At 71.5% G+C, this 24642-nt stretch carries 27 protein-coding genes; 21 read left to right on the top strand and 6 right to left on the bottom strand.

Annotated features, from left to right (window positions below; genetic code table 11):
* Nucleotides 1–2 precede the first annotated feature (2 nt).
* The 3 genes from leuD (at nt 3) to DMB42_RS23575 (ending at nt 1195) form a co-directional block, all read left to right on the top strand.
* Nucleotides 3–590: a 3-isopropylmalate dehydratase small subunit gene (leuD, locus tag DMB42_RS23585; protein ID WP_125637154.1), complete on the top strand. Its 588-nt coding sequence runs from the start codon at nt 3–5 to the stop codon at nt 588–590.
* Nucleotides 569–796, top strand: a complete 228-nt coding sequence (locus DMB42_RS23580; RefSeq protein WP_125637153.1) for a hypothetical protein — start codon at nt 569–571, stop codon at nt 794–796. The genes leuD and DMB42_RS23580 overlap by 22 nt, the downstream gene beginning before the upstream one ends.
* A 99-nt stretch (nt 797–895) precedes the next feature.
* The gene (locus tag DMB42_RS23575) at nt 896–1195 is read left to right on the top strand and encodes an HU family DNA-binding protein (protein ID WP_125637152.1); all 300 of its coding nucleotides are present in this window, start codon (nt 896–898) and stop codon (nt 1193–1195) included.
* A 74-nt stretch (nt 1196–1269) separates the two neighbouring features.
* Here DMB42_RS23575 and DMB42_RS23570 read toward each other — a convergent pair whose 3' ends face one another.
* Together DMB42_RS23570 and cofC are read right to left on the bottom strand one after the other, a co-directional pair.
* Nucleotides 1270–1476, bottom strand: a complete 207-nt coding sequence (locus DMB42_RS23570) for a hypothetical protein (RefSeq protein WP_125637151.1) — start codon at nt 1474–1476, stop codon at nt 1270–1272.
* 45 nt (nt 1477–1521) lie between these two features.
* A complete protein-coding gene (cofC, locus tag DMB42_RS23565) occupies nt 1522–2160 on the bottom strand; it encodes a 2-phospho-L-lactate guanylyltransferase (RefSeq protein WP_125637150.1) in 639 nt (212 codons plus the stop codon).
* Nucleotides 2161–2240: 80 nt separating this feature from the next.
* Between cofC and DMB42_RS23560 the strand changes: the two genes are divergently transcribed.
* The 3 genes from DMB42_RS23560 to DMB42_RS23550 all read left to right on the top strand — a co-directional run bounded on the left by DMB42_RS23560 (nt 2241) and on the right by DMB42_RS23550 (nt 5124).
* The gene (locus DMB42_RS23560; RefSeq protein WP_125637149.1) at nt 2241–2951 is read left to right on the top strand and encodes a 1-acyl-sn-glycerol-3-phosphate acyltransferase; all 711 of its coding nucleotides are present in this window, start codon (nt 2241–2243) and stop codon (nt 2949–2951) included.
* 4 nt (nt 2952–2955) lie between these two features.
* A complete protein-coding gene (locus DMB42_RS23555) occupies nt 2956–3966 on the top strand; it encodes an NAD(P)H-dependent glycerol-3-phosphate dehydrogenase (RefSeq protein ID WP_125637148.1) in 1011 nt (336 codons plus the stop codon).
* Nucleotides 3967–4029: 63 nt separating this feature from the next.
* On the top strand, nt 4030–5124 hold the full coding sequence (locus tag DMB42_RS23550) for a D-alanine--D-alanine ligase family protein (RefSeq protein WP_125637147.1): 1095 nt from the start codon (nt 4030–4032) through the stop codon (nt 5122–5124).
* Here the strand turns inward: DMB42_RS23550 and DMB42_RS23545 are convergent.
* Nucleotides 5107–5541: a DUF3515 domain-containing protein gene (locus DMB42_RS23545; protein WP_125637146.1), complete on the bottom strand. Its 435-nt coding sequence runs from the start codon at nt 5539–5541 to the stop codon at nt 5107–5109. The two genes, DMB42_RS23550 and DMB42_RS23545, sit on opposite strands and share 18 nt — an antisense overlap.
* A 21-nt stretch (nt 5542–5562) precedes the next feature.
* Nucleotides 5563–5796: an Lrp/AsnC family transcriptional regulator gene (locus DMB42_RS23540; RefSeq protein ID WP_125637145.1), complete on the bottom strand. Its 234-nt coding sequence runs from the start codon at nt 5794–5796 to the stop codon at nt 5563–5565.
* A 68-nt stretch (nt 5797–5864) separates the two neighbouring features.
* Here DMB42_RS23540 and DMB42_RS23535 point away from each other — a divergent pair, with 68 nt between their 5' ends.
* The 3 genes from DMB42_RS23535 to thiD all read left to right on the top strand — a co-directional run bounded on the left by DMB42_RS23535 (nt 5865) and on the right by thiD (nt 9512).
* The gene (locus DMB42_RS23535) at nt 5865–6812 is read left to right on the top strand and encodes a thiamine-phosphate kinase (RefSeq protein WP_125637306.1); all 948 of its coding nucleotides are present in this window, start codon (nt 5865–5867) and stop codon (nt 6810–6812) included.
* A 125-nt stretch (nt 6813–6937) separates the two neighbouring features.
* Nucleotides 6938–8707 (top strand): hypothetical protein, encoded by a 1770-nt coding sequence (locus tag DMB42_RS23530; protein ID WP_125637144.1) that lies wholly within the window; start codon nt 6938–6940, stop codon nt 8705–8707.
* Nucleotides 8708–8723: 16 nt separating this feature from the next.
* Nucleotides 8724–9512, top strand: coding sequence for a bifunctional hydroxymethylpyrimidine kinase/phosphomethylpyrimidine kinase (gene thiD / locus DMB42_RS23525; protein ID WP_125637143.1), 789 nt, complete (start codon nt 8724–8726; stop codon nt 9510–9512).
* Between the two features lie 112 nt (nt 9513–9624).
* Here the strand turns inward: thiD and rpmB are convergent, their stop codons facing one another.
* Nucleotides 9625–9810, bottom strand: a complete 186-nt coding sequence (gene rpmB, locus DMB42_RS23520; protein WP_049556934.1) for a 50S ribosomal protein L28 — start codon at nt 9808–9810, stop codon at nt 9625–9627.
* A 199-nt stretch (nt 9811–10009) separates the two neighbouring features.
* On the opposite strand from rpmB, the gene DMB42_RS23515 reads away from it, so the two are divergent.
* The 8 genes from DMB42_RS23515 (at nt 10010) to mutM (ending at nt 17910) form a co-directional block, all read left to right on the top strand.
* On the top strand, nt 10010–11554 hold the full coding sequence (locus DMB42_RS23515) for a DAK2 domain-containing protein (RefSeq protein WP_125637142.1): 1545 nt from the start codon (nt 10010–10012) through the stop codon (nt 11552–11554).
* A gap of 80 nt (nt 11555–11634) precedes the next feature.
* The gene (gene recG, locus DMB42_RS23510) at nt 11635–13812 is read left to right on the top strand and encodes an ATP-dependent DNA helicase RecG (RefSeq protein WP_125637141.1); all 2178 of its coding nucleotides are present in this window, start codon (nt 11635–11637) and stop codon (nt 13810–13812) included.
* A 274-nt stretch (nt 13813–14086) separates the two neighbouring features.
* On the top strand, nt 14087–14653 hold the full coding sequence (rsmD, locus tag DMB42_RS23505; protein ID WP_125637140.1) for a 16S rRNA (guanine(966)-N(2))-methyltransferase RsmD: 567 nt from the start codon (nt 14087–14089) through the stop codon (nt 14651–14653).
* Nucleotides 14654–14667: 14 nt separating this feature from the next.
* Nucleotides 14668–15144, top strand: a complete 477-nt coding sequence (coaD, locus tag DMB42_RS23500; protein WP_125637139.1) for a pantetheine-phosphate adenylyltransferase — start codon at nt 14668–14670, stop codon at nt 15142–15144.
* Between the two features lie 54 nt (nt 15145–15198).
* A complete protein-coding gene (locus DMB42_RS23495) occupies nt 15199–15768 on the top strand; it encodes a DUF177 domain-containing protein (RefSeq protein WP_125637138.1) in 570 nt (189 codons plus the stop codon).
* Between the two features lies 1 nt (nt 15769).
* Entirely contained in the window at nt 15770–15949 is a 180-nt protein-coding gene (gene rpmF, locus DMB42_RS23490) for a 50S ribosomal protein L32 (RefSeq protein WP_033409409.1), read from the top strand.
* Between the two features lie 254 nt (nt 15950–16203).
* Nucleotides 16204–16923: a ribonuclease III gene (rnc, locus tag DMB42_RS23485; RefSeq protein WP_125637305.1), complete on the top strand. Its 720-nt coding sequence runs from the start codon at nt 16204–16206 to the stop codon at nt 16921–16923.
* A 141-nt stretch (nt 16924–17064) separates the two neighbouring features.
* Nucleotides 17065–17910, top strand: coding sequence for a bifunctional DNA-formamidopyrimidine glycosylase/DNA-(apurinic or apyrimidinic site) lyase (mutM, locus tag DMB42_RS23480; RefSeq protein ID WP_125637137.1), 846 nt, complete (start codon nt 17065–17067; stop codon nt 17908–17910).
* Here the strand turns inward: mutM and DMB42_RS23475 are convergent.
* Complete coding sequence (locus tag DMB42_RS23475; protein WP_125637136.1) at nt 17858–19012, bottom strand: MFS transporter; 1155 nt, start codon at nt 19010–19012, stop codon at nt 17858–17860. The two genes, mutM and DMB42_RS23475, sit on opposite strands and share 53 nt — an antisense overlap.
* A gap of 94 nt (nt 19013–19106) precedes the next feature.
* On the opposite strand from DMB42_RS23475, the gene DMB42_RS23470 reads away from it, so the two are divergent.
* The 4 genes from DMB42_RS23470 (at nt 19107) to smc (ending at nt 24595) form a co-directional block, all read left to right on the top strand.
* Entirely contained in the window at nt 19107–20009 is a 903-nt protein-coding gene (locus DMB42_RS23470) for a LysR family transcriptional regulator (RefSeq protein WP_125637135.1), read from the top strand.
* On the top strand, nt 20006–20314 hold the full coding sequence (locus DMB42_RS23465) for an acylphosphatase (RefSeq protein WP_125637134.1): 309 nt from the start codon (nt 20006–20008) through the stop codon (nt 20312–20314). Before DMB42_RS23470 ends, DMB42_RS23465 begins: the two co-directional genes overlap by 4 nt.
* Before the next feature lie 190 nt (nt 20315–20504).
* A complete protein-coding gene (locus DMB42_RS55120; RefSeq protein ID WP_026214481.1) occupies nt 20505–20699 on the top strand; it encodes a hypothetical protein in 195 nt (64 codons plus the stop codon).
* Nucleotides 20700–20881: 182 nt separating this feature from the next.
* Nucleotides 20882–24595, top strand: coding sequence for a chromosome segregation protein SMC (gene smc, locus DMB42_RS23455; RefSeq protein WP_125637133.1), 3714 nt, complete (start codon nt 20882–20884; stop codon nt 24593–24595).
* The last annotated feature ends 47 nt before the right edge of the window (nt 24596–24642 follow it).

Raw genomic sequence — 24642 nt, 5'->3', positions numbered from 1 at the left:
CGATGGACGCCTTCACCACCCACACCGGTACGGCGGTGCCGCTGCGCCGCAGCAACGTCGACACCGACCAGATCATCCCGGCCGTCTGGCTCAAGCAGGTCAGCCGCACCGGCTTCGAGAGGGGCCTGTTCGCCGCCTGGCGCGAGGACCCGACGTTCGTGCTGAACGACCCCTCCTACGAGGGCGGCTCGATCCTGGTCTCCGGCCCCGACTTCGGCACCGGCTCCTCCCGCGAGCACGCCGTATGGGCCCTGCAGCAGTACGGCTTCCGCGTCGTGATCGCCGCCAGGTTCGGCGACATCTTCCGCAACAACTCCACCAAGATGGGCCTGCTGCCGGTCATCCTGCCCGGCGAGAAGGTCGAGGCCCTCCAGGCGGCCGTCGAGGCCGACCCGAAGCTCCAGGTGACCGTCGACCTGGGCGAACGCCAGGTCCGATGGGCCGACGAGGTCGTGTCGTTCGAGATCGACGACTACACCCGCTGGCGGCTCATGGAGGGCCTGGACGACATCGGGCTGACCCTGCGGCACGCCGACGACGTGGCGGCGTACGAGAATGGTCGGCAGCCATGGCTGCCGACGACCGTCTAGAGGACGACCAACTGGCGCGGCGGTTGCGCGAGGCGCACCGCCGCGTCCGCCTGCTTCCCGCCGCCGACAAGGAACGGGCGGCCCGCCGCTACCTGTCCATCTGCGATCTCGCCAAGCGCGATCCGGAAAGGGCGGCGGCCCGGCTCGACGCATTTCTGACCGCCCTCGACACGCCACGCGAGGGGGAAAACACGCACGGTGATTGAGTTCCCCCGCGATCCCGCCTACTTTCGAGCGCGTAAGGGGTTTCTACGTCGAACTCGTGAGCTGGAACCCCGAGCCGTCACTGGGGGAGCAGGACTTTCATGAACAAGCGAGAGCTCGTCGACGCCATCACCGATCGAGTGGGCGACAAAAGGACGGCCACCGAGGCCGTCAACGCGGTAATCGAGGCCATCCAGAAGGCCGTGGCGAGCGGGGACAAGGTCTCGATCACGGGCTTCGGCGCGTTCGAGATGGTGAACAAGCCCGCCCGCACTGCCAGGAACCCGTCGACCGGCGCCGAGATCAAGGTCGCCGAGAGCTGGGCGCCTAAGTTCCGTCCCGGCTCTGAATTCAAGGACCTGGTGAACGAGGGCGGCAAGCAGGTCGGCAAGAAGAAGTAGTCTCAGCGGACATCACGCCCGGGCCGGTCGGCCCGGGCGTTCGCTTTTTCCGGCATTCAGGTCCGGGCGCCCATTCAGGCGCCGGGAACCGGGAACGTCGACAGCGTGATGAAGGTGATCTCCGGACCGTCCGTGACGAGATTCACGCGCTGCCCCGTACGCAGCAGCCGCAGCGGCCCCGCGTCGAAGGCGCGCGCGCCGAACTCCAGCACCGTCCCGTCGTCGAGGAAGACCGAGCCGGAACGGGTGACCTCGTCGAAGCTGCGTACCGTCGCCTGCACGCCGACCAGCCTAAGCCGTCCGCCGCCGGACGGGCGAGAGGCCGCCTACCCGGCGTCCGGCCACAGGTCGGCGACCACCGCCGCCGTGTGCCTGCCCAGCCCCAGGACGAGCGCCGCGCGCAGGTCGTCGGGGGTGTCCACGTCCCGGCGGACCGAGTCGATGCCCGGCACGCACAGCTCCTTCGCGCCCCCGCCCAGATGCTTGGCCCGCGACTCGCCGCCGAACCTCGGCGCGAACGCCCGCCCCGGCAGGACGCCGTAGAACGTCGTGCCGACCTCCTGCGCGTCGGGCACGAAGGACTGGTCGAACTCGGCCGCAGCGCCCAGCACCGCGGCCAGCTCGGCCGGTCGCAGGGCGGGCAGGTCGGCCTGGAGCGCGCCCACCCCGTCACCGGGCGCGACCCGTACGGCATGGGCCGCACCCGTACGCAGCGCGGTGTTCAGCCCGCGGTCGGGGTCGTGCACCACCTCGGCCCCCAGCGCCCCCAGCGGGCCCGCCGCGGCCGGATCGGCGGTCACCACGATCACCCGCGCCACCGGCGGGCACGCCAGCGCCGCGGCCACCGTGTCGCAGGCCACCGCCACGGCCAGCCGAGTACGATGCGGCCCCGTCGCGGCCGCCAGCCGGGTCTTCGCCGCGACCAGCGTCTTCACCGGAATGACCAGAGACCAGCGGATACTCATAGGCTTAAGCATCTCGCCTCGACATCCCACGCGGCCAACCGGGAGACTTGGGGCGCACTTCGTACGGGTTGGAGGAGACCATGAGCCGCCCCACGCGACCTTCGCGTTTCTGGGAGACCTTGGCAGTAGTCGTGGTGAAACCGCTGTCGCGGCTCCTGGTCAAGCGGGACTGGCGCAACGGCGAGCGCCTCCCGCGCACCGGCGGCATCATCATCGCGGCCAACCATCTGTCCTGGACCGATCCGGTGCTGCTGTCGCACTTCCTGTTCAACAACGGCCGCTGGCCGGTCATCCTGGCCAAGGCCGCCCTGTTCAAGGTGCCCCTCCTCGGTCGCGCCCTGACCGGCCTGCCGACCATCCCCGTCGAGCGGGGCAGCAGCGAGGCGGCCAGGTCGCTCAGCTTCTCGGCCCAGCGGCTGCGCGACGGCGCGGCCATCCTGTTCTACCCCGAGGGCACCTGCACCCGCGATCCCGAACTGTGGCCCATGGTCGGCAAGACCGGCGCGGCCCGCCTGGCGCTGGAGAGCGGCGCGAAGGTCATCCCCGTCGCCCACTGGGGCGCCCACGAGCTGCTCCCGTACGGCGCCAAGAAGCCCAGCCTGTTCCCCCGCAAGACCTTCCACGTGACCGTGGGCCCCCCTGTCGACCTGTCCAAGTACGAGGGCCTGCCCATACGCGCCGGCGTGCTGCGGGACGCGACCGCCGACATCATGGCGGCCGTCACCGAGCAACTGGCCGAGCTGCGCGGCGAGAAGGCCCCCGAAACTCCCTACGACCCCGCCAGGCGGTGATGGCATGACAAAAGTGGCCGTTTTCGGCACGGGTTCGTGGGGCACCACGTTCGCCATGGTGCTCGCCGAGGCAGGCAACCAGGTCACCCTCTGGGGACGCAGGCCGGAGCTCGTCGAGGCGATCGACGCCGACCACGCCAACCCCGACTACCTGCCCGGCGTCCGGCTGCCAGAGACGCTGCGCGCCACCACCGACCCCGTACACGCGCTCGACGGCGCCGACTTCGTCGTCCTCGCCGTGCCCTCGCAGATGTTGCGGCCCAACCTGACGGCCTGGCGCGAGCACATCCCGTCCGGCGCGGTCCTGGTCAGCCTCATGAAGGGCATCGAGCTCGGCACGACCAAGCGCATGAGCGAGGTGATCCGCGAGGTCGCCGAGGTACCCGAGGAACGGGTCGCGGTGGTGTCCGGGCCCAACCTGGCCAAGGAGATCGCCCACCGCCAGCCCGCCGCCACCGTCGTGGCCTGCACCGACGAGTCCGTCGCCGAACGCCTCCAGGCCGCCTGCCACCGGCCTCCGTGGTTCCGGCCGTACACGAACACCGACGTGGTCGGGGTCGAGCTGGGCGGCGCGGTGAAGAACGTGATCGCGCTGGCCGTGGGCGTCTCGGCGGGCATGGGCATGGGCGACAACGTCAGCGCCATGCTCATCACCAGGGGCCTGGCCGAGATCTCCCGCCTGGGCGCCGCGCTGGGCGCCGACCCCCACACCTTCGCCGGGCTGGCCGGCATGGGCGACCTCGTGGCCACCTGCACCTCGCCGCTGTCGCGCAACCGCACGTTCGGCGAGAACCTCGGCCGCGGCATGACCCTCGCCGAGGTCGTCGCCGCCACCAAGCAGACCGCCGAGGGCGTGAAGTCCTGCGAGTCCGTCCTCGAGCTGGCCAGGAAGCACGACGTCGAGATGCCGATCACCGAAGTGGTCGTGGGGGTCGTGCACGACGGCATGTCGCCGTCCGAGGCGGGCATGCTGCTCATGTCCCGCACCCCCAAACCGGAACGCTACGGAGTGTGAATACGGACATCACCGCGTGCTCGACTCGCTGTTCAGGGGGACACCCCGGTAGATTCGGACGTCATGAGCAAGCCACGCGTCGCCGTCGTTTTCGGAGGTCGCAATTCCGAGCATGCCGTGTCCCTCATGGGCGCGGGCAGCGTGCTCGATGTGATCGACAGGAGTAAGTACGAGGTGATCCCCGTCGGGATCGCCCAGGACGGCAGGTGGGTGCTCGCCGCGTCCGACCAGCGGTTCGCCATCGAGGCCGGCGAGCTGCCCGCGGTCGACACCTCCGGCGCCGCGCTCGCGCTGCCCAGCGGCGGCACCGGGCTCGTGGCCTACGACCCCGGCAGCATCCCGGTCGAGCTCGGCTCGGTCGACGTGGTGTTCCCGGTCATGCACGGCCCGTTCGCCGAGGACGGCACGATCCAGGGCCTGCTGGAGATGGCCGGCGTCCGCTACGTCGGCTCCGGCGTGCTGGCCAGCGCCGTCGGCATGGACAAGGCCCACATGAAGACCGTGATGGCCGCCGCCGGGCTGCCGATCGGCCGCTACGTCGTGGTCCGCGACCGCGACTGGCGGCTCAACCGCGAGTGCGTGCTCAAGGAGGCCGAGGAGCTCGGCTTCCCGGTGTTCGTCAAGCCCGCCAGGGCCGGCTCCTCGCAGGGCATCTCCAAGGCCCACGACCGCGCCGAGCTGGAGGCGGCCGTGGACTCCGCCAGGCAGCACGACCCCAAGGTGATCGTCGAGGCCGCGATCGAGGGCCGCGAGATCGAGTGCGCGGTGCTGGAGTCGCTCGGCGACGAGCCCGCCGCCGCGTCGATCCCGGGCGAGGTCAAGGTCGAGGGCGGCCAGGAGTTCTTCGACTTCGAGGCCAAGTACTACCCCGACCAGATGTCGCTGACCGTGCCCGCCGACATCCCGGCCGAGACCGCCGAGGAACTGCGCGCGATGGCCGTACGGGCGTTCGAGGCGCTCGACTGCGAGGGACTGTCCAGGGTCGACTTCTTCTACACGCCCGACGGCCGGCTGATCTTCAACGAGATCAACACGATGCCTGGGTTCACCTCGCTGTCGGTCGCGCCGCAACTCTGGGCCGCCTCGGGGCTGCCCTACGCCGCGCTGGTCGACCGGCTGATCCAGCTCGCGCTGTCGCGCTCAGCCGGACTGCGTTGAGACGGCCTGCCCGATCGGCCGCGACAGCTGCGCGAGCACGTCGGTCGCCGCGTGCTCGCCGCCGACCGTGACCTCCACGTACGTGGGCGCGGCCACGGCGGTGAACAGGATCGGCCTCTCCGGATCGGCGAACCAGCCCACCCCGTCGATCTCCTGGAGCTGGTCGGTCGGCGCCATCCGCGCCGGGCGCGGCACACCGCAACGCAGCGCGATGGACGCCTCACCCCAGACCGCCACGTACGGCGAGGCCGGCTCGGACGTGCCACGCTCGGCGCCGTCCAGCGTCTTGGGCAGCAGGGACGCCAGCCTGTCACAGGACGCCGCCGCCTCCCCCGAAGGCGCGGGCGGATCGACCCGTACGGCGCCGCCACAGCCGGCGAGTGCCAGAAGAAGAAGCAGGACGGCGGCGGAGCGCATGGAACCAAGACCTCGGATGTGTCAGATATGAACGATCGGACACGTAAGAGTACGCGTGATCCCCTCCACCGCCTGAATCTGCGCCACGACCAGCTTGCCGAGCTCGTCGACGTTGCGCGCCTCCGCGCGGACGATCACGTCGTAAGGTCCCGTCACGTCTTCCGCCTGGGTGACCCCCGGAATTCCGGAGATCTCCTCGGCAACGGCGGCGGCCTTGCCGACCTCGGTCTGAATAAGGATGTAGGCCTGCACCATTACGTCCTCCCGGGCGATTGGATCACGCCGAAGGGCCACCGTACCCTGTGTGCGTCAGGAGGTGCGTCATCACAGTCGGAGATCTCGGCGAATTCGGTGTCGTGAATCGTATTGCCGGTCGCCTGCCCCAGGGAGAGGGGGTCATGCTCGGCCCGGGTGACGACGCCGCCGTGGTGGCCGCGCCCGACGGACGGGTGGTCGTGTCCACGGACCTGCTGGTCGAACGCCGGCACTTCCGGCTCGACTGGTCCGGCGGCTACGACGTGGGCCGCAAGGCCGCCGCCCAGAACCTCGCCGACGTCGCCGCCATGGGAGCCGTGCCCACGTCCATCGTGGTCGGGCTCGGCATCCCCGCCGAGCTGCCCGTGGCCTGGCTCGACGCGCTGACCGACGGGTTCCGCGAGGAGTGCGCCGAGGTCGGCGCGAGCGTGGTCGGCGGCGACATCACCCGATCCGACCTGGTGGTCATCGGGGTGACCGCGCTGGGCGACCTGGGCGGGCGGGCGCCGGTCAAGCGGTCCGGGGCGCGGCCGGGACAGGTGGTGGCCGTGGCGGGGCGGCTGGGCCACGCCGCCGCCGGCTGGGCGTTGCTGGAGGCCGGGGCCGTGATCGGGTCCGCCGCGCTGGAGGAGGCGGTGGCCGCCCATCGGCGGCCGTCCCCGCCGTACCAGGAGGGGCCGCGGGCGGCCGGGCTGGGCGCGAGCGCGATGCTCGACGTCAGCGACGGCCTGGTGCAGGACCTCGGGCACGTGGCCGCGGCCAGTGGCGTACGCGTCGAGCTCGACCCCGAGGCGTTCACCGTGGGGGAGCCGGTGGCGGCGGCGGCCAAGGAACTGGGGAGCGACCCGCTCGAATGGGTGCTCACGGGCGGCGAGGACCACGCGCTCGCCGCCGTCTTCCCCTCTGACGTACGCCTGCCGTCGTCCTGGCAGGTCGTGGGACGGGTGGTCGAGGGGGAGGGCGTCCTGGTGTACGGGCGCGAGATGGGCCGAGGCGGCTGGGATCACTTTCGGTGATGACTTGTCCCGGTTTACGTGAAATTTTCCTGGTTTGGGGTGGCACTAGCGGGATTGTTGTGACAAGGACGTAGTAAAGGTGTTATGAAGATTGGCGGCCACTGTAACCGCGAGAAAGGGCAGCCATGGGCCGCCACGGCACCGGTGGATCCGACGACGGGGATGAACGGGGGAACGGCAGCGCTTTCTGGGGTCCCGACGACCCGGCCGAGGCGCCGGGCTGGCCGGCGTTGCCGGACCAGGTCGAGGTGACGGGGCAGTGGGCCCCGATGCCGCGCCGCGAGGACGGTCGTCCGCCGCGCGCTCCGCAGCCCGAGCCGTTCGAGACGACGGGGGCCTTCGCGGTGCCCACCGACGCCACCCCTGGGTTCACGCCGTCCGACGACCCGTCCGGAGCCTTCCCGCCGCCGTCCGGGCCCGCGTTCTCCGGTTCGCCGTTCTTCGAGCCGTCCGGGGGAGCGTTCCCTGGTACGCCTTCTTCTGAGCCGCCCGGGGGCGCGTTCCCTGGTACGCCCTATCCTGAGCCGGCCGGGGCCGGGCCGTTCGAGGTGACGGGCGCCTTCGCCCGTCCGGCCGACTGGGACGCCGTCGCCCCCTCCAGAGGCCCCGCCCCGTCCGACGCACAGCCCGATGCCCGGTCCGGCCCCACGGCCGCCTTCGGCGTGCCGCCGAGCTTCGACGCCTCCGGCCGTACCACCGGCCCGTTCGACGCGCCCGGCCCCGACGCCACCGCCCGGTTCGACAACGGCGGGTTCGACAACGCCCGCTTCGACAACACCGGGTTCGACAACGGCGGGTTCGACAACGCGACCGCCAGGTTCGACGCGCCCCCCGGCGCCGGTTCTGAGAACGGTTTCCCGGGCGGTCCGCCCGAGCCCGGCGACGTGAAGGTCGCCGGGCAGCCCACCGCCGTGCACACGCCGGCGTGGGCGGAGGCCGAGACCGGCTTCCTGCGTTCGGGCTGGTCCTCCGACGAAGGGCTGGAGGACCTCGACGAGCCCGGCGAGTCCCGCGGCGGCCGCCGGCGCAAGGGATCCAGAGGCGGCGGCGGTGGCGGCGACGACGTGCTGAACGTCCCCACCGGCGGCGGCAGGGGCAAGGGCCGCATGGCGCTGCTGTCGGTCGCCGCCGTGGCCGTCGTGCTCGGCGGCACGGTCGCCGGCGTGAAGCTCATGAGCTCCTCCGGCGATCCCGCCGGGTGCGCGGACGCGAGCTGCGCCGCCGTGCAGACCAGCACCAGTCCCTCGGAGCCGGTGACCTCCGCCCCCGCCACCGAGGAGGAGGACGAGCCTTCGGAGGAGCCGACGGAGGAAGAGGAGTCGGGCACGCCCTCCGACGCCCCGACGACGACCGCCCCCACGAACGGCAACCGCGCCCCGCGCCGCAGCTCGCCCCCCACCCCCACGCCCACCAGGATGCGGACGAAGCCTTCGGCCAAGCCGACGAAGGACGTCGAGCCGCCCGCCGAGGAGACGATCTCCGAGGCGCCCACGGACGACCCCACGACCATGGGCAACTCCGACACCGGCGTGGTGCCGACCGTCGGCAGCAGCCCCGCGCCCGCCACCTCCTCCACGGTCGGGTCCGGTGGGAGCGGCGGTTCGGTCAACGTGCGGCAGACGGTCAGGCAGCGGCTCACCGCGTACTCGGCCACGCTGCGCGTGACGAACCAGGCGCAGGTCCCGCTGGCGGACGCCACCTTCTCCCTGCCGGTCGAGGGCCGCGTCATGAACGTGAACGGCGGATCCTGGACCCAGGACGGCGACCTGCTGATCATCGACCTGTCGGGCTCGCTGGCCGCCGGGGACTCCGTGGACGTCACGTACTCGGCGACGGGGAAGGCACAGGAGCCCGGGGCGTGTGGGCTGGTCGGTGGGGAGTGCTCCATCGGCTGAGTGGTTGGATGGGGGCATGACGACCCCTCCACGTGTGCTGACCGTCGCGGGCTCCGACTCGGGAGGCGGCGCGGGCATCCAGGCCGACCTGAAGACCATGATGGCGATGGGCGTCCACGGCATGAGCGTGATCGCCGCCGTCACGGCCCAGAACTCGCTGGGTGTCCAGGGCTACTGGGAGCTGCCGCCGGAGGCCGTGCGCGCGCAGCTCGACTCCGTGCTGGGCGACATCGGGGCGCAGGCCGTCAAGACCGGCATGCTGGCCTCACCGGTGCTCGTGGAGACGGTGGCCGAGGTGCTGGGGGCCTACCCGGCGCCGCTGGTGGTCGATCCCGTCGGGGTGTCCAAGCACGGCGACTCCCTGCTCGCGCCTGAGGCCGTCGACGTCCTCAGGACGCGCCTGCTGCCCGTCGCCACCGTCGTGACGCCCAACCTGTGGGAGGTGGAGCAGCTCACCTCGGTCAAGGTCGAGGACGAACGCGACCTGCGCCGGGCCGCCGACGCCGTGCTCGCGCTCGGCCCGACCTGGGCGCTGATCAAGGGCGGCCATCTGTCGGGCGCCCCCGTCGACCTGCTGACCGACGGCACGACCGAGCACCGCTTCGCCGCCGAACGTCTCGACAACCGCCACACCCACGGCACCGGCTGCACGCTCGCCTCCGCCGTCGCCTCCCGGCTCGCGTTCGGTGACGACGTCCCGGCGGCGGTGGCCAGGGCCAAGGAGTACGTGACGGGCGCGATCGCGCGGGGTTTCCCCTTGGGCGACGGCATCGGCCCGGTCGACCACGCCTGGCGGTGGCGCTGACCGCGTTCCCCGCCCGGTTCCCCGCCTGGTTCTCCGCCCGCGCGGGGTGACGCACGACGAAAGCCCGCCGCCCCCTCGAACAGGGGCGGCGGGCTTTCGCGAAGACGAGAAACTAGCGGGTGACCTTGCCCGCCTTGATGCACGAGGTGCACACGTTCAGCTTCTTCGGCGTGCCGCCGATGACCGCGCGGACCGTCTGGATGTTGGGGTTCCAACGACGACGGGTACGGCGGTGGGAGTGGGACACGTTGTTGCCGAAGGTCGGCCCCTTGCGGCAGACATCGCAGACGGAAGCCACGGTATCGCTCCTTAAAACAGTCGATGTAGCCCTGTCCGCTGATGCTTTCCGGGCGGAGGGCATGCCGGGACAACCGGCTAGCCAGACGAGAATATCTGATCCACACCATTGGGCGCGAACCAGAGCACTGGACGGTGGCCGGTGCGGGGATATTCTCCTCCAACAAGGTAGCGCATGCGGGGAGGTCGGAGGAGCGCAGATGAAGGTCCTCGACCCGCCCGCGGTGCGCCGCTGGGCCCGCCTGGCCGCCGATGCCCTCGGCAGGGCGAGGACGGAGATCGACGCGCTCAACGTGTTCCCCGTGGCCGACGGCGACACCGGCACCAACCTGCATCTCACCATGTTGTCCGCGGCCGAGGCCGTCGAGTCGCTGCCCGACGACGTGGACGCGGCCGTGGTCTGGCAGACGCTCGCGTACGGCGCGCTGGTCGGGGCGCACGGCAACTCGGGGGTCATCGTCAGCCAGGCGCTGCGCGGGCTGGCCGAGGTGCTCAAGGACGGTTCGGACCTGCGTGCCGGGCTGCTCAGGGCGGCCACGCTCGCCAGGGAGGCCGTGGCCAGGCCGGTCGAGGGCACGGTGCTGACCGTTCTGGAGTCGGCCGCGCGGGCCGCCCAGGGCGCGGGCGGCGATCCGTGCGAGGTGGCGCGGCTGGCGGCGCGGGAGGCGCGGGCCGCGGTGCGCCGTACGCCGGGGCAGCTTGAGGTGCTGGCCCGCAGCGGGGTCGTGGACGCGGGCGGCGCGGGGGCGGCGATCGTGCTGGAGACCCTGGCCGCCGTGCTCACCGACTCCTACAGCGACCACTACGACGTGCCCGCGCCGACCGCCAGGGTGACGCCGATGGCCGAGGTGGGCGCCGGCTACGAGGTGATGTACCTGCTGGACGCCGACGAGGCCGCGGTGGCCGGGCTGCGCGCGGAGCTCGACGCCATGGGCGAGTCGCTGGTCGTGGTGGGCGGCGAGGGCCTGTGGAACGTGCACGTCCACGTGGCCGAGGCGGGGCCGGCCGTCGAGGCGGGGTTGCGGGCGGGGCGTCCGCACCGGATCAGGATCACGTACCTGGCCGAGCGTACGCACCGGGGCGGGGCGGGCAGGGGCGTCGTGGCGGTGGCGGCGGGCGACGGGATCGCGGCGCTGTTCGAGGAGAGCGGCGCGGTCGTGGTGCGGCGCGCGCCCGGCACCCGGCCGGCGCTGCCCGAGCTGCTGGCCGCGATCAGGCAGGCGGGCGCCGAGGTCGCGGTGCTGCCGAACGACGAGGGTGTCCACGCGGTCGCCGCGGCGGCGGCCGAGATCGCCCGTGAGGACGGCGTGGCCGTCAGCGTGCTGCCGACCAGGGCGACCGTGCAGGGGTTGTCGGCGCTGGCCGTGCACGACCCGTTGCGGCGCTTCGACGACGACGTGGTGGCCATGACGGACGCGGCCGGCCACACCAGGTACGGGCATCTGGTGGTGGCCGACAGGGAGGCGTTCACGAGCGCGGGCGTGTGCCGTCCCGGTGACGTGCTGGGCCTGATCGACGGTGACGTGGCGGTGATCGGCGGCGAGCTGGAGCGGGTGGCGACGCTGATCGTCGACCGGATGGTGGCGGGCGGCGGCGAGCTGGTGACCCTGGTCACGGGCGCCGGTCTGCCCGGACGGCTCGCTGCCCGCCTGGAGGAGCATCTGAGGCGTACGCGGCCGGACGTCGACCTGGTCGTCTACGACGGCGAGCAGGGTGGTTACCCGCTGCTGATCGGCGTCGAGTAGCGGGATCGTTCCCCTTCCGCGGGCGACTCCGGCCTCCGGTGCGGGATTCCTGTCGCCCGCAGGCGGTAGAACTGGATGCCGTGAGCCGTTTCGACGAGCCCCTGACCAAAGCGCTCGACCCGAAGACCGCCAAGCTGCTGCACAGCGTGCTCGGCCTGGAGACGGTCGGCGACCTGCTGCGCCACTACCCGCGCCGTTACGCCGAGCGCGGCGAGCTGACCTCGCTCGACGCGCTGGAGGTCGACGAGCACGTCACCGTGGTCGGCGAGGTGACCAGGCTGATGCGCAAGCCCATGCGCAACCGCGGCGGCACCTGGCTGGAGGCCGAGGTCGTCGACGGCAACGGCAACCGGATCTACCTGGCGTTCTTCGGCAAGGGTTCGCATGTGGCCGAGTCGCGGCTGAAGCCGGGCCGGCGCGGCATGTTCGCCGGCAAGGTGGGTCTGTTCGGGGCGCGTACCAAACCGCGCTGGCAGCTCTCGCACCCGGAGTTCGAGCTGTTCGAGGAGGGGGAGGCGAGCGCCGAGGAGTTCGCGTCGGCGCCGGTGCCGATCTATCCGGCGGGCAAGGACCTGACGCCGTGGGCGATCAGGCGGGCGGTCGGCGTGGTGCTCGACACGCTGGGCCCGCTCGACGACCCGCTGCCCGCCGCGCTGCGGGCCAGGCACGGCCTCCAGCCGCTCGGGGAGGCGCTGGTGGCCATCCACCGGCCGAAGGACTTCGCCGAGATGCAGCGGGCGCGCAAGCGGCTGAAGTTCGACGAGGCGTTCGTGTTGCAGGCGGTGCTGCTCCAGCGCCGGCAGGCGGCCACCACGTCGGCGGCGAGGCCGCGTCCCAGGCGGGCCGACGGCATGCTGGCCGACTTCGACGGGCGGTTGCCGTTCGCGCTCACCGAGGGGCAGGCGCAGGTGGGGGAGGAGATCGCGGCCGACCTGGCGCTGGAGCACCCGATGCACCGGCTGCTGCAGGGCGAGGTGGGCGCGGGCAAGACGGTCGTGGCATTGCGCGCGATGCTCCAGGTGGTCGACGCGGGCGGCCAGGCGGTGCTGCTGGCCCCCACGGAGGTGCTGGCCCAGCAGCATCACCGCTCGATCAGCGGCATGCTGGGCGAGCTGGCCCAGGGCGGCATGTTCGGCGGCACGGCGGTCACCCTGCTGACGGGGTCGATGGGCGCGGCGGCCCGGCGTTCGGCGCTGCTCGACGCGGCCTCGGGCACGGCGGGCATCGTGGTCGGCACGCACGCGCTGCTCCAGGAGCACGTCCAGTTCGCCGACCTGGGCCTGGTCGTGGTCGACGAGCAACACCGCTTCGGCGTGGAGCAGCGTGACGCGCTGCGTGAGAAGGCGGGGGGCGGCCGTCCGCACGTGCTGGTCATGACCGCCACGCCGATCCCGCGCACGGTCGCCATGACGGTCTTCGGCGATCTGGAGGTCTCGACGTTGTCGCAGCTCCCGTCGGGCCGCGCCCCCATCACCACGCACGTGGTGCCCGCCGCGGAGAAGCCCCACTATCTCGAACGCACCTGGCAGCGGGTGCGCGAGGAGGTGGAGCTGGGCAGGCAGGCGTACATCGTGTGCCCGCGGATCGGCGATCTGGAGGGTGACGAGGGCCACCCGGCGACGGCGGCGGGCGACGACGACCGCCGTCCGCCGCTGGCGGTGCTGGAGGTCGCCGAGCTGCTGACCCAGGGCCCCTTCCAGGACCTGCGCGTGGGCACCCTGCACGGCAAGCTGCCGCCGGAGGAGAAGGACGCGATCATGCGGTCCTTCACCAAGGGCGAGCTCGACGTGCTGATCGCCACCACGGTCATCGAGGTGGGCGTCGACGTGCCCAACTCCTCAGTCATGATCATCATGGACGCCGACCGCTTCGGCGTCTCCCAGCTCCACCAGCTGCGCGGGCGGGTGGGCCGGGGCGGTCTGCCCGGTCTGTGCCTGCTGGTCTCCGACTTCGCCGAGGGCACCCCGGCCCGCGCCCGGCTCGACGCGGTGGCCGCCACGCTGGACGGCTTCGAGTTGTCCCGAGTCGACCTGGAGCAGCGCCGGGAGGGTGATGTCCTCGGGGCGGCCCAGTCGGGCAAGCGCACGTCGCTGAAGCTCCTGCAACTGCTGCGGGACGAGGACGTCATCACCACGGCCCGGGACGAGGCGGCCGCCCTGCTGGCCGAGGACCCCGACCTGGCGGCCCACGAGGGCCTGCGTGCCGAGATCGCCCGGCTCCTGGCGGACGAGAAGGCCGAGTACCTGGAGAAGACGTAGGGAACGGGGGCCTGAAAAAGATTTTGAAGGCCCAGCCGCGGGGACGGCCTCCCCCCGAATGCCGTCCCCGGCTGGGCCCACCCTCGGGTCAGGTGCCGAGGGAACCGGCGTGCGGAAGGGCTCACGATCACGCCGGTCGGCCTTCATGTGGGTCACCTTGAAGGCCGCAGACTCATCATGCGGGGCGATCCCGCCGATGTGAATCACCCTTGCGCAGTCGAGGCAGACACTTGTCCACTCTTGACCTGGGCGAACATGCGGAACAATGGTCCTCATGACTCGGATCATCGCGGGGAGCGCGGGTGGGCGGCGGTTGGCCGTGCCGCCGGGGCGGGGCACGAGGCCGACCAGCGACAGGGCCAGGGAAGGCATCTTCTTGACCCTCGACTCCCTGTACGGCCTGCGTGAGGCCCGCGTGCTCGACCTGTACGCGGGTTCGGGCGCCGTGGCTCTGGAATCGTTGTCCAGGGGCGCGGCCCACGCGCTGCTCGTCGAGTCCGACGCTAAGGCCGTCCGGACGATCAGGGCCAACATCCAGTCGCTCGGCCTCGACGGCGCGGAGCTGGCGGCCGACAAGGTCGAGCGGGTGCTGGCCAAGCCGCCGGAGGAGCCGTACGACATCGTCTTCGCCGATCCGCCGTACGCGCTGGGTGACGGCGAGGTGACGCGGGTGCTGGAGCTGCTGCGCGACAACGGCTGGCTGGTCGAGGAGGGCCTGGTGGCATTCGAGCGGGAAACCAGGGGAAAGCCCTTGATGTGGCCGGAAGGTTATGTTGAGGAGAGGGTCCGTAGATACGGCGAAGCATCCGTTTGGTACGGTCGCGCCGCCGGGAACCCGTAGACCTGGGAGGCGTCTTGCGCCGCGTTGTCTGCCCGGGGTCGTTCGACCCCATCACCAATGGCCATCTCGACATCATCGGCCGGTCCGCCCGCCTGTACGACGAGGTGGTCGTGGCGGTCCTCATCAACATCGAGAAGAGCAGCCTGTTCACGGTCGACGAACGGATCGACATCCTTCAGACCGTGACGAAGGAGTACCCCAACGTCAAGGTGCAGAAGTTCCACGGCCTGCTGGTCGACTTCTGCAAGCAGCACGACATCCCGGCCATCGTCAAGGGGATCAGGGTGGTCAGCGACTTCGACTACGAGCTCCAGATGGCCCAGCTCAACTACCGCCTCTCGGGCGTCGAGACGCTGTTCATGCCCACCAATCCCGAGTACTCCTTCCTGTCCTCCAGCCGGGTGAAGGAGATCGCGCGGTATGGTGGCGACGTGTCCGGCCTGGTCCCTGACCTGGTGCACAAGCTGCTCATCGAGCGTCTCAGGGGCTGACCGCGACCTGGTATCCTTTCATTTCGGCCTTGTACGACGGCGAGCCTCTTCGCCATGCCTAGCGAGAGCAGGATGACTCAGCACCTCGACCCCCGCTCCCCTTGGGTGCTCTCCACTCATGATCTGGGGAAGCGACCGGGCACGATGCGGCAGATGACCCTGACCCTTCCGGCACCGGCTAACCTCGGCGTCGATATGATCGGTGTCCCCAAAGACGCCGAAGTCGAGCTGGACCTCCGGCTCGAAGCAGTGATGGAAGGCGTGCTCGTCTCGGGCACGGCGCACGCCCCGCTCGCCGGGGAGTGCGCGCGGTGCCTTGACCCGATCACCTCGGACATCGAGGTCGATCTGCAGGAGCTGTTCTTCTACTCCGACGAGGACGCCTCGGAGGAGGACTCACTGCTCGACGGAGAGCTGCTCGACCTCGAGCCGACGTTCCGCGACGCGGCGGTGCTCGCACTGCCGCTGAGCCCCGTGTGCCGCGAGGAGTGCGAGGGGCTCTGTACGGAGTGCGGGATCAAGCTGGCCGAGGCCGGCGCCGATCACCGGCACGAGAAGATCGATGCCCGCTGGGCGTCGTTGCAAGGTCTGGTTTCCGAGAACGATAACGATCAGGAGAAGTGACGTGGCCGTCCCGAAGCGAAAGATGTCGCGGAGCAACACCCGCGCCCGTCGCTCCCAGTGGAAGACGACTGCTGTCGCCCTGGTGAGCTGCCCGCAGTGCCGTTCGCCCAAGCAGCCGCACATCGCGTGCCCCACCTGCGGCACCTACAACCGTCGTCAGGTCATCGAGCCGTCCGCCTGATCACACTGACCGGAGACCTGCCCGTCACGCCGGCGGCCGGTTTCCTCTCAGCAGTTGACGTGATGCCGACCGGGTGCCATTGTGCCTCGGTCGGCGTTAACGTCTGTAGATGTGTGCGGCGGCGGTCAGCCCGCGGCCGTGGTGGACGCCGGGGCTACGTGTTACCCCGACGCCCACCACGTTTTCGGGCATCTTCCGCAGCCGTCTTGTGAAGATGTCCGAGGAGGAAACACGTGGGCGCAGGTCCTAAGCCGGTGGCCGTGGAGGTCGCCAGAGACGAGTTGCAGCGGGTCCTGGTCGTAGGCCTCGACTCCGACATTCTCGAGCGGGCCCTCACGCACCGCTCGTACGCGTACGAGAACGGTGGTCTGCCCACCAACGAGCGCCTTGAGTTCCTCGGCGACTCGGTGCTGGGTCTCGTGGTCACCGACACCCTCTACCGCAACCATCCCGACCTGCCCGAGGGGCAGCTCGCCAAGCTGCGCGCCGCGGTGGTCAACATGCGCGCGCTGGCCGACGTCGCCCGCAACCTTGGCCTCGGCCGCTTCCTGCGGCTCGGCAGGGGCGAGGAGGGCACCGGCGGGCGCGACAAGTCCTCGATCCTGGCCGACACGCTGGAGGCGCTGATCGGCGCGATCTACGTGGACAAGGGCCTCGACGAGGCGTTCCGGGTCGTCCATCTGCTGTTCGACCCGCTGATCGTGCGCTCGGCCTCGCTGGGCGCCGGGCTCGACTGGAAGACCTCCCTTCAGGAGCTCACCGCCTCCGAGGCGCTCGGCGTGCCCGAGTACCACGTCGAGGAGAGCGGGCCCGACCACGCCAAGTCGTTCACGGCGATGGTGCGCGTGGGCGGCGAGTCCTACGGCTCGGGCACGGGGCGCAGCAAGAAGGAGGCCGAGCAGCAGGCGGCCGAGGCGGCCTGGACGCGCATCAGGGCCCGCCGGGAGCAGCGCGAGAGCCAGCCCGCGAGCTGAGCCCCGCCCGCCAGAACCACCGGCCGCTCGAAACCACCGGTCGCCGGGAAGCCGCCGGTCGCCGGGAAGTCGCCGGTCGTGCCCGGTGTTGTCACTGCGGATCCGGCCGTCGGGCGCGGAGTCTAGAGGACGGGGTGCACTGTGCCTGAGCTGCCAGAGGTCGAGGTCGTCAGGCGCGGCCTCGCGCAATGGGTCGTCGGCCGCGAGATCGCCGACGCGGAGGTGCTGCACCCCCGCGCGATCCGGCGCCACCTGCCCGGCGCCGACGAGTTCGCCGCCCGCCTGAAGGGCCGTACGGTGTTGTCGGCCGAGCGCCGCGGCAAATACCTGTGGCTGCCGCTGTCGGGCGCCGAGGAGGCCCTGCTGGCCCATCTGGGCATGAGCGGCCAGCTTCTCGTCGTCGATCCGCAGACGCCGCCTGAGCGGCATCTGCGCGTACGCCTGCGCTTCGAGGACGGCGGTCCCGACCTGCGTTTCGTCGACCAGCGCACGTTCGGCCACGTCATGCTGACCCCGCTGGTCCACGGCGTGCCCGAGCCGATCGCGCACATCGCGCCCGACCCGTTCGAGGAGTCGTTCGACGAGGCGGAGTTCACCCGGCGGCTCAGGGCCAGGCGCACCGAGATCAAACGGGCGCTGCTGGACCAGTCGCTGATCAGCGGCGTCGGCAACATCTACGCCGACGAGGCGCTGTGGATCGCCCGGCTCCACTGGGCCCGTCCCACCGAGACGCTCACCCGGCCGAAGATCGCCGAGCTGCTGGCCGGCGTGCGTACGGTCATGGGTGCCGCCCTGCTCCAGGGCGGCACCTCGTTCGACGCCCTCTACGTCAACGTCAACGGCGAGAGCGGCTACTTCGACCGTTCCCTTGAGGTCTACGGTCGCCGCGACCTGCCGTGCTCCCGCTGCGGCACGCCGATCAGGCGGGAGGCGTTCATGAACCGGTCGTCGTACTCCTGCCCCAAATGCCAGCGAAAGCCGCGGTGAGCAGGGCCAGTCCCGCGCCCAGCCACATCACCGACGAGATCGACACGCCGTCCACGACCCGGCCGCCGACGAACGAGCCGAGCGCGATCGAGACGTTGAACGCGCCCACGAACAGCGCGGTGCCCAGCTCGCCGCCGCCCGAGCGCATGATCCAGAGTTGCAGCGCCACGCCGACGCCGCCGTAGCCGAGGCCCCACACGACGAGCATGACCAGGGGCAGCCCGACCAGCGCGCCCGCCGCCGTGGACACGGCGATGAGCAGGGCCAGGACGATCAGCACCGGCTTGGGGTTCCTGGCCGCCCTGGCGCCGGCGACGAAGTTGCCGACGACGCCGGCCGCGCCGTACACGAGGAGGGCGGTGCTGACGAGGGCGGGTCCGGCGTCGGCGACCTGCTCCAGGAACGGCCGGACGTAGGTGTAGGCCGCGAAGTGCCCGGTGATGATCAGTACGGTCGCGGCCAGCACGACCCGCAGCGCTCCGGCGAGCGGCGTACGCGAGCCGCCGGCGGCCTGCTCGCCCGGCATCGGCGGCAGCACGACGGCCAGCAGCCCGAGCAGCACCACCGCCAGCACGCCCATGACCACGAACGACGTGCGCCACCCCGCCGCCGAGGCGATCAGCGTGCCGGCGGGGACGCCGAGCACCGAGGCCACCGACACCCCGCCCAGGATGACCGACGTGGCGCGGCCCACCGAGCGCTCGGGCACCAGCCGCAGGCCGAGCCCGGCGGCGAAGGCCCAGAACCCGCCGATGCTCACCCCGGTCAGCACCCGCGCGCCCAGCATGACGGCGAAGTTCGGCGCGGACGCCGCCGCCAGGTTGGCCACCGCCAGCAGCGCCATCAGTCCGAGCAACGGAACCCGCCGGTCCAGCCGCCGGGTGGCGATGGCCAGTACGGGCGCCGAGACGGCCGCGACCAGCCCCGGCAGCGACATCATCAGCCCGGCCATGCCGTCGGACACCCCCAAGGTGGAGGCGATCGAGGTCAGCAGGCCGACGGGCAACATCTCGCTGGTCACGATGGTGAAGGTGCCCACCGCGACCGCCAGCACGGCGAGCCAGCGGGCCTGCGCGACAGCAGGGGTCTCAAGAGTCGTCATGCCGTTCAGCCTTGTCATCTGGCGGTGGAGGAACAATGACGAAGCTCGAAGCCTTGGTTTAGACGGGCTAAGCGATCGCGTCCAGGGGAGTGGCATGGAGTTCAGGGAGCTGGAGTGCTTTCTCGTGCTGAGCGAGGAACTGCACTTCGCGCGTACGGCCGAGCGCCTGTATCTGTCGCCGGGCCGGGTGAGCCAGCTCATCGGCGCGCTGGAGACCCGCATCGGCGGCCGGCTCTTCGACCGCACCAGCAGGCGGGTGCGCCTGACGCCGCTCGGCCGGCGTTTCCTGGACGACCTGCGCCCCGCCTACGACGGCATGGCGGCGGCCGTGTCGCGGGCGACGGCGTCGGCCCGTGAGGTGACGGGCCTGCTGCGGGTGGGGTTCCTGGCCACGCCCACGGAGATCATCACGGGCAGCGTGGCGGCGTTCGAACGCCGGTATCCGGAGTGCATGGTCGAGCTGATCGAGGTGCCGCTGTCCGACCCCTTCACCAAGCTGCGCGAGGGGCGGGTGGATCTCACGTTCACGCTGCTGCCGCTCGACGAGCCCGACCTGGAGGGCGGCGCCGAGCTGAACCACTGCCCGGTCGAGCTGGGGTTGTCCGTACGCCACCCGCTGGCGCGCCGGGCGGGCGTCGACGCCGAGGAACTGGCCTCGGTCGCCCTCCTCGGCCTCGACGACCCGGCCCCGCGCCGCTGGCGGGAGCACGTGGCCCCGACCCTCACCCCCGCCGGGCGGCCGATCCCCAGGGCCGCCACGGTGGCCACCGCCCAGGAGGGCCTGACCCAGGTCGCCCTGAACCGCGGCGGCATGCTCTTCTGCAAGCCGAGCGCCGATCACCACCGGCGGCCCGACATCACGTTCGTGCCGGTCGCCGGCCTGCCTCCCTCGTCACTGGGCCTGGCCTGGCTGCGGTCGGGCCGTACGGCCGCGATCCTGGCGTTCAACGATCTGGCCATGGAATTCGTACGACGGCATGAGACTGTGGCGGCATGACGGATACGAAGAGTAATGGCGACAAAGCTTCGGGAAACGTCCGAGTAACCGCTTGGGCGCGGGGGAGGGTCCAGGGGGTGGGCTTCCGGTGGTGGACGCGGGCCCGGGCGCTGGAGCTCGGCCTGACCGGCTGGGCACGGAACACCGACGACGGCCGGGTCGAGGTCGTCGCCGAGGGCCCACGGGAGGCGTGCGTCAAGCTGTTGGAACTGCTCAGAGGTTGCGACACGCCGGGAAGGGTCGATGGAGTAGTGGAACGATGGAGCGAAGCCCGAGGTAGTTTGGGTGGTTTTGTAGAGCGGTAGCGGCTTTTGCTAAACCGCCCAAATAGGGTATAGTTGTATGTCGGGAGTGCCTATCAGTAGGGCGTTGCGGTTCGTTCGACTTGACCGCCCACACTGCCGGTGCGACTCTTGTTAAGTACCACGCGCACCCCTCCCGCGGAATTGAAGTGCGCGAACCAGTCTGGTCACTCAGCGTGGAGGACCCTTTACCATGGCGAAGGCTCTACTCGGCCACGTCGGCGGTCCTGACCCTCGGATGGTCTCGGAGATGCGTCGCTTGCAGCAGCGTATCCGGGATCTGGAGGCAGAACTCATCCGACTTCAGGCCACGAATGACGCTCTTGCGGCGCAAACCCGCGACGAAGCGCTCAGTCGCTTGCAGGAGCGCGAGCCGGCACTCACCTGAGAGTGATCGGAGCGCAAGACCCTAGGGACGTCTCTGAGAGGCGTCCCTTGTTATTTTCCCCGGATTGAAAAGCCCTGGTCGGAAAAGCCCTGGTCATCGACACGCCCACGTGGGGCGGCCGGGACCAGTAGGCTTTTCCGAAGCCCGTTCAGCCGCGGTCAGGGAGAAGAAGGGGGTCGCTCTTGTACCTCAAGACCCTCACCCTGCGCGGCTTCAAATCCTTCGCCTCGGCGACCGCCCTGCGTTTCGAGCCGGGCATCACCTGCGTCGTCGGCCCCAACGGCTCGGGCAAGTCCAACGTCGTCGACGCCCTGGCCTGGGTCATGGGCGAGCACAGCGCCAAGTCGCTGCGCGGCGGCAAGATGGAGGACGTCATCTTCGCCGGCACCTCCTCCAGGCCGCCCCTCGGCCGCGCCGAGGTGACGCTGACCATCGACAACTCCGACGGCGCGCTGCCGATCGACTACACCGAGGTCACGATCAGCCGGCTGATGTTCCGGTCGGGGCAGAGCGAATACGCCATCAACGGCGACACCTGCCGCCTGCTCGACATCCAGGAGCTGCTGTCCGACTCGGGCATCGGCCGCGAGATGCACGTCATCGTCGGCCAGGGCCAGCTCGACGCCGTGCTGCACGCGGGCCCGGAAGACCGCCGCGCCTTCATCGAAGAGGCCGCCGGCGTGCTCAAGCACCGCAAGCGCAAGGAAAAGGCGCTGCGCAAGCTCGACGCCATGCAGGCCAACCTCACCCGGGTGCAGGACCTCGCCACCGAGCTGCGCCGCCAGCTCAAACCGCTCGGCCGCCAGGCGGAGATCGCCCGCAAGGCCGCCGTCATCCACGCCGACCTGCGTGACGCCCGGCTGCGGCTGCTCGCCGACGACCTGTGCATCCTGCGTGCCACGCTCGAACGCGAGGCCGCCGACGAGGCCGCCGTCACGGCCCGGCGCAACCAGGTCGAGACCGAGCTGGCCGAGGGCCAGCAGCGCGAGGCGGCCCTGGAGACCGCCGAGGCCGAGACCCAGCCACGGCTGAGCGCCGCCCAGGAGACCTTCTTCAGGCTCTCCTCCCTGCGCGAGCGCATCACCGGCCTCGGACAGCTCGCCGCCGAACGCCACCGCCACGCCCTCGACGCCGCCGCCATCGAACGCCGCGGCCGCGACCCCGAAGACCTCGAACGCGAGGCCGGCGAGGTGCGCGAGCAGGAGCACATCCTGCGGGCCGAGCTCGAACACGCCCAGGAACTGCTGGAGGAGGCCGTACAGCGGCGGGCCGAGGCCGAGGCCGAGCTGAGCGCGGAGGAGCAGCGGCTCGCGATGTCCGCCCGTGCCGCCGCCGACCGCCGCGAGGGCCTGGCCAGGCTGCGCGGCCAGGTCGACTCCGTACGCAGCAGGGCGCGCGCGGCCGAGGAGGAGATCGGGCGGCTGGAGAAGGCCGTGGCCGACGCCGCCGAACGCGAACGGCAGGCCCTGGCCGACCTGGAGACCCAGCGGGCCGAGGAGCCCGCGGCCGATCCGGCGCTCGCCGAGGAGCTGGCCACCGCGCAGGCCGTCGTCGAGGAGGCCAAGGCGGTCGCCGACGAGGCCCGCGCGGCCGCCGACGAGGCCGGGGCGGGGCTCGGCGGGCCGCGGGCCGCCCTCCAGGCGTCCAAGACGGCGGTCACCACGTCCCGCGCCGCCGACCAGGAGGCCCAGCGGTCGGTGGCCGCGCTCCAGGCCCGCCGCGACGCGCTGGAGCTGGGCCTGGCCAAGGGCGACGGCGGCGCCGCGCTCCTCGACGCCGGCCTGACCGGGGTGCTGGGCCCGCTGGCCGCCTCGATGCAGGTCACGCCGGGTGCGGAGCTGGCGGTCGCCGCCGTGCTCGGTCCGGTCGCCGAGGCCGTCGCCGTCCAGACCCTTGACACCGCCGTCGAGGCGCTCGACCTGTTGCGCGTCACCGACGCGGGCCAGGTGACGCTGCTCGTGGCGGGCGCCGGCGGCCAGGGCGGGGTTTCGGACACGCCGGGTCACTCCGAGGTTGCGCAGTCCCGCCCGAAGGCGCCCGAAGGCGGCCGGTGGGCCGCCGACCTGGTCACCGTGCCCGGCCACCTGCGGCCGGCGCTCGACCACGTCCTGGCGGGCGTCGTCGTGGTCGGCAAGCTCGACGCGGCCCGCGAGCTGGCCGTTCTGCGTCCCGACCTGCGGGTGGTGACGGAGGAGGGCGACGTGCTCGGGCCCCATCTGGCCAGCGGCGGGTCCGCCGGCGGCACCTCGGTGCTCCAGGTGCGGGCGGCGCTCGACGAGGCCGTGCACGACCTGCGGGAGGCGGAGGCCACGGCGGAGGCCACGGCCGAGGCGCTCGACCGGGCGATCGAGGGCGAGCAGGACGAGCAGCGGGCCGTCGAGGCGGCCCAGGCGCACGTCAACGAGGCCCAGAGCGCGGTCACCGCCGCCCAGGCCGGCGTGAGCGCCGCGCAGGGCGTCCTCGACCAGGTCAGGGCCCGTCAGCGCGAGGCCGACCAGCGTAACGCGGCGGCGGCCAAGCGGCTGGCCCAGCTGGAGGCCGCCGCGCACGCCGCGCACGCCGAGGCCGAACGCCTGGCCCGCAGCGTCACGGCCGCCCAGGACGCCCGTACCGAGGGGCTGGAGGAGCTGGCCGAGCTGGAGATCCGGCTGGCCGAGGCCGAATACGCCCAGGAGCTGGAGACCGAGCCCACCACCGACGTACGCGACGACCTGGCCGCGACCTGCGAGACGGCCCGGCAGCGCGAGATGGACACCCGGCTGCAGGTGCGCACCGCCGAGGAGCGCGTCAGGGGCATCGAGGGCCGCGCCGACGGCCTGCTGCGCGCCGCCCAGCGCGAACGCCAGGAACGCGCCCAGGCCGCCGCTCAGCGGGCCAGGCGCAGGCGGCAGGCCGTGGTGGCCGAGGCGGTCAGCAAGGGCGCCAAGCAGGTGCTCACGGCGCTCGCGTCCTCGATCCAGCTCGCCTCCCGCGAGCGCGACGACGCCGACCTCGCCCGCGTCGCCGTCGACGCCGAGCTCAAGCAGGTCCGCCTGCGCGTACGCGAGCTGGGCCAGGAGCTCGACAAGCTGGTCAACCGCGTCCACGGGAGCGAGATGGCCCGCACCGAGCAGCGCCTGCGGCTGGAACAGCTCCAGGAGCGGGCGATGGAGGAGTTCGGCGTCGAGGTCGAGGCGCTGATCTCCGAGTACGGCCCCGACGCCCCCGTCCCCGGCGACCCGCCCGTCCCCTATGTCCGCGTGGAGCAGGAGAAGCGGGCCAGGGCCGCCGAGCGGCAGATGACCCAGCTCGGCAAGGTCAACCCGCTGGCGCTGGAGGAGTTCGCCGCGCTGGAGGAGCGTCACGCCTTCCTGACCTCGCAGCTCGAAGACCTCAAGAAGACCCGGCGCGACCTGCTCACCGTGGTCAAGGAGGTCGACGACCGGGTCGAGCAGATGTTCGCCTCGGCGTACGAGGACGTCGCGCGCGAGTTCGAGCAGATCTTCGGCCGGGTCTTCCCCGGCGGCGACGGGCGGCTCGTGCTCACCGACCCGGCCGACATGCTGACGACGGGCATCGAGGTCGAGGCCAGGCCGCCGGGCAAGAAGGTCAAGCGGCTGTCCCTGTTGTCGGGCGGCGAGCGTTCGCTGACGGCGGTGGCGTTCCTGGTGTCCATCTTCAAGGCGCGGCCCTCGCCGTTCTACGTGATGGACGAGGTCGAGGCCGCGCTCGACGACACCAACACCCAGCGTCTGCTGACCCTGTTCGAGGAGTTGCGGCAGAGTTCCCAGCTCATCGTCATCACCCACAACAAGCGCACGATGGAGATCGCCGACGCCCTTTATGGCGTGTCGATGCGCGGTGACGGCGTGACGCAGGTGATCAGCCAGCGGCTGCGGGAGCGCGAATCCGCCTGATCCGGCCTGTCATCATCCGTGTGCCTTGGGCATGACCATGCCGGTCG

Origin of the sequence: Nonomuraea sp. WAC 01424 (genome assembly GCF_003947315.1) — a bacterium.
In the GTDB taxonomy this organism is placed as follows: Bacteria; Actinomycetota; Actinomycetes; order Streptosporangiales; family Streptosporangiaceae; genus Nonomuraea; species Nonomuraea spiralis.
This window is presented reverse-complemented; position numbering and strand designations above follow the sequence as displayed.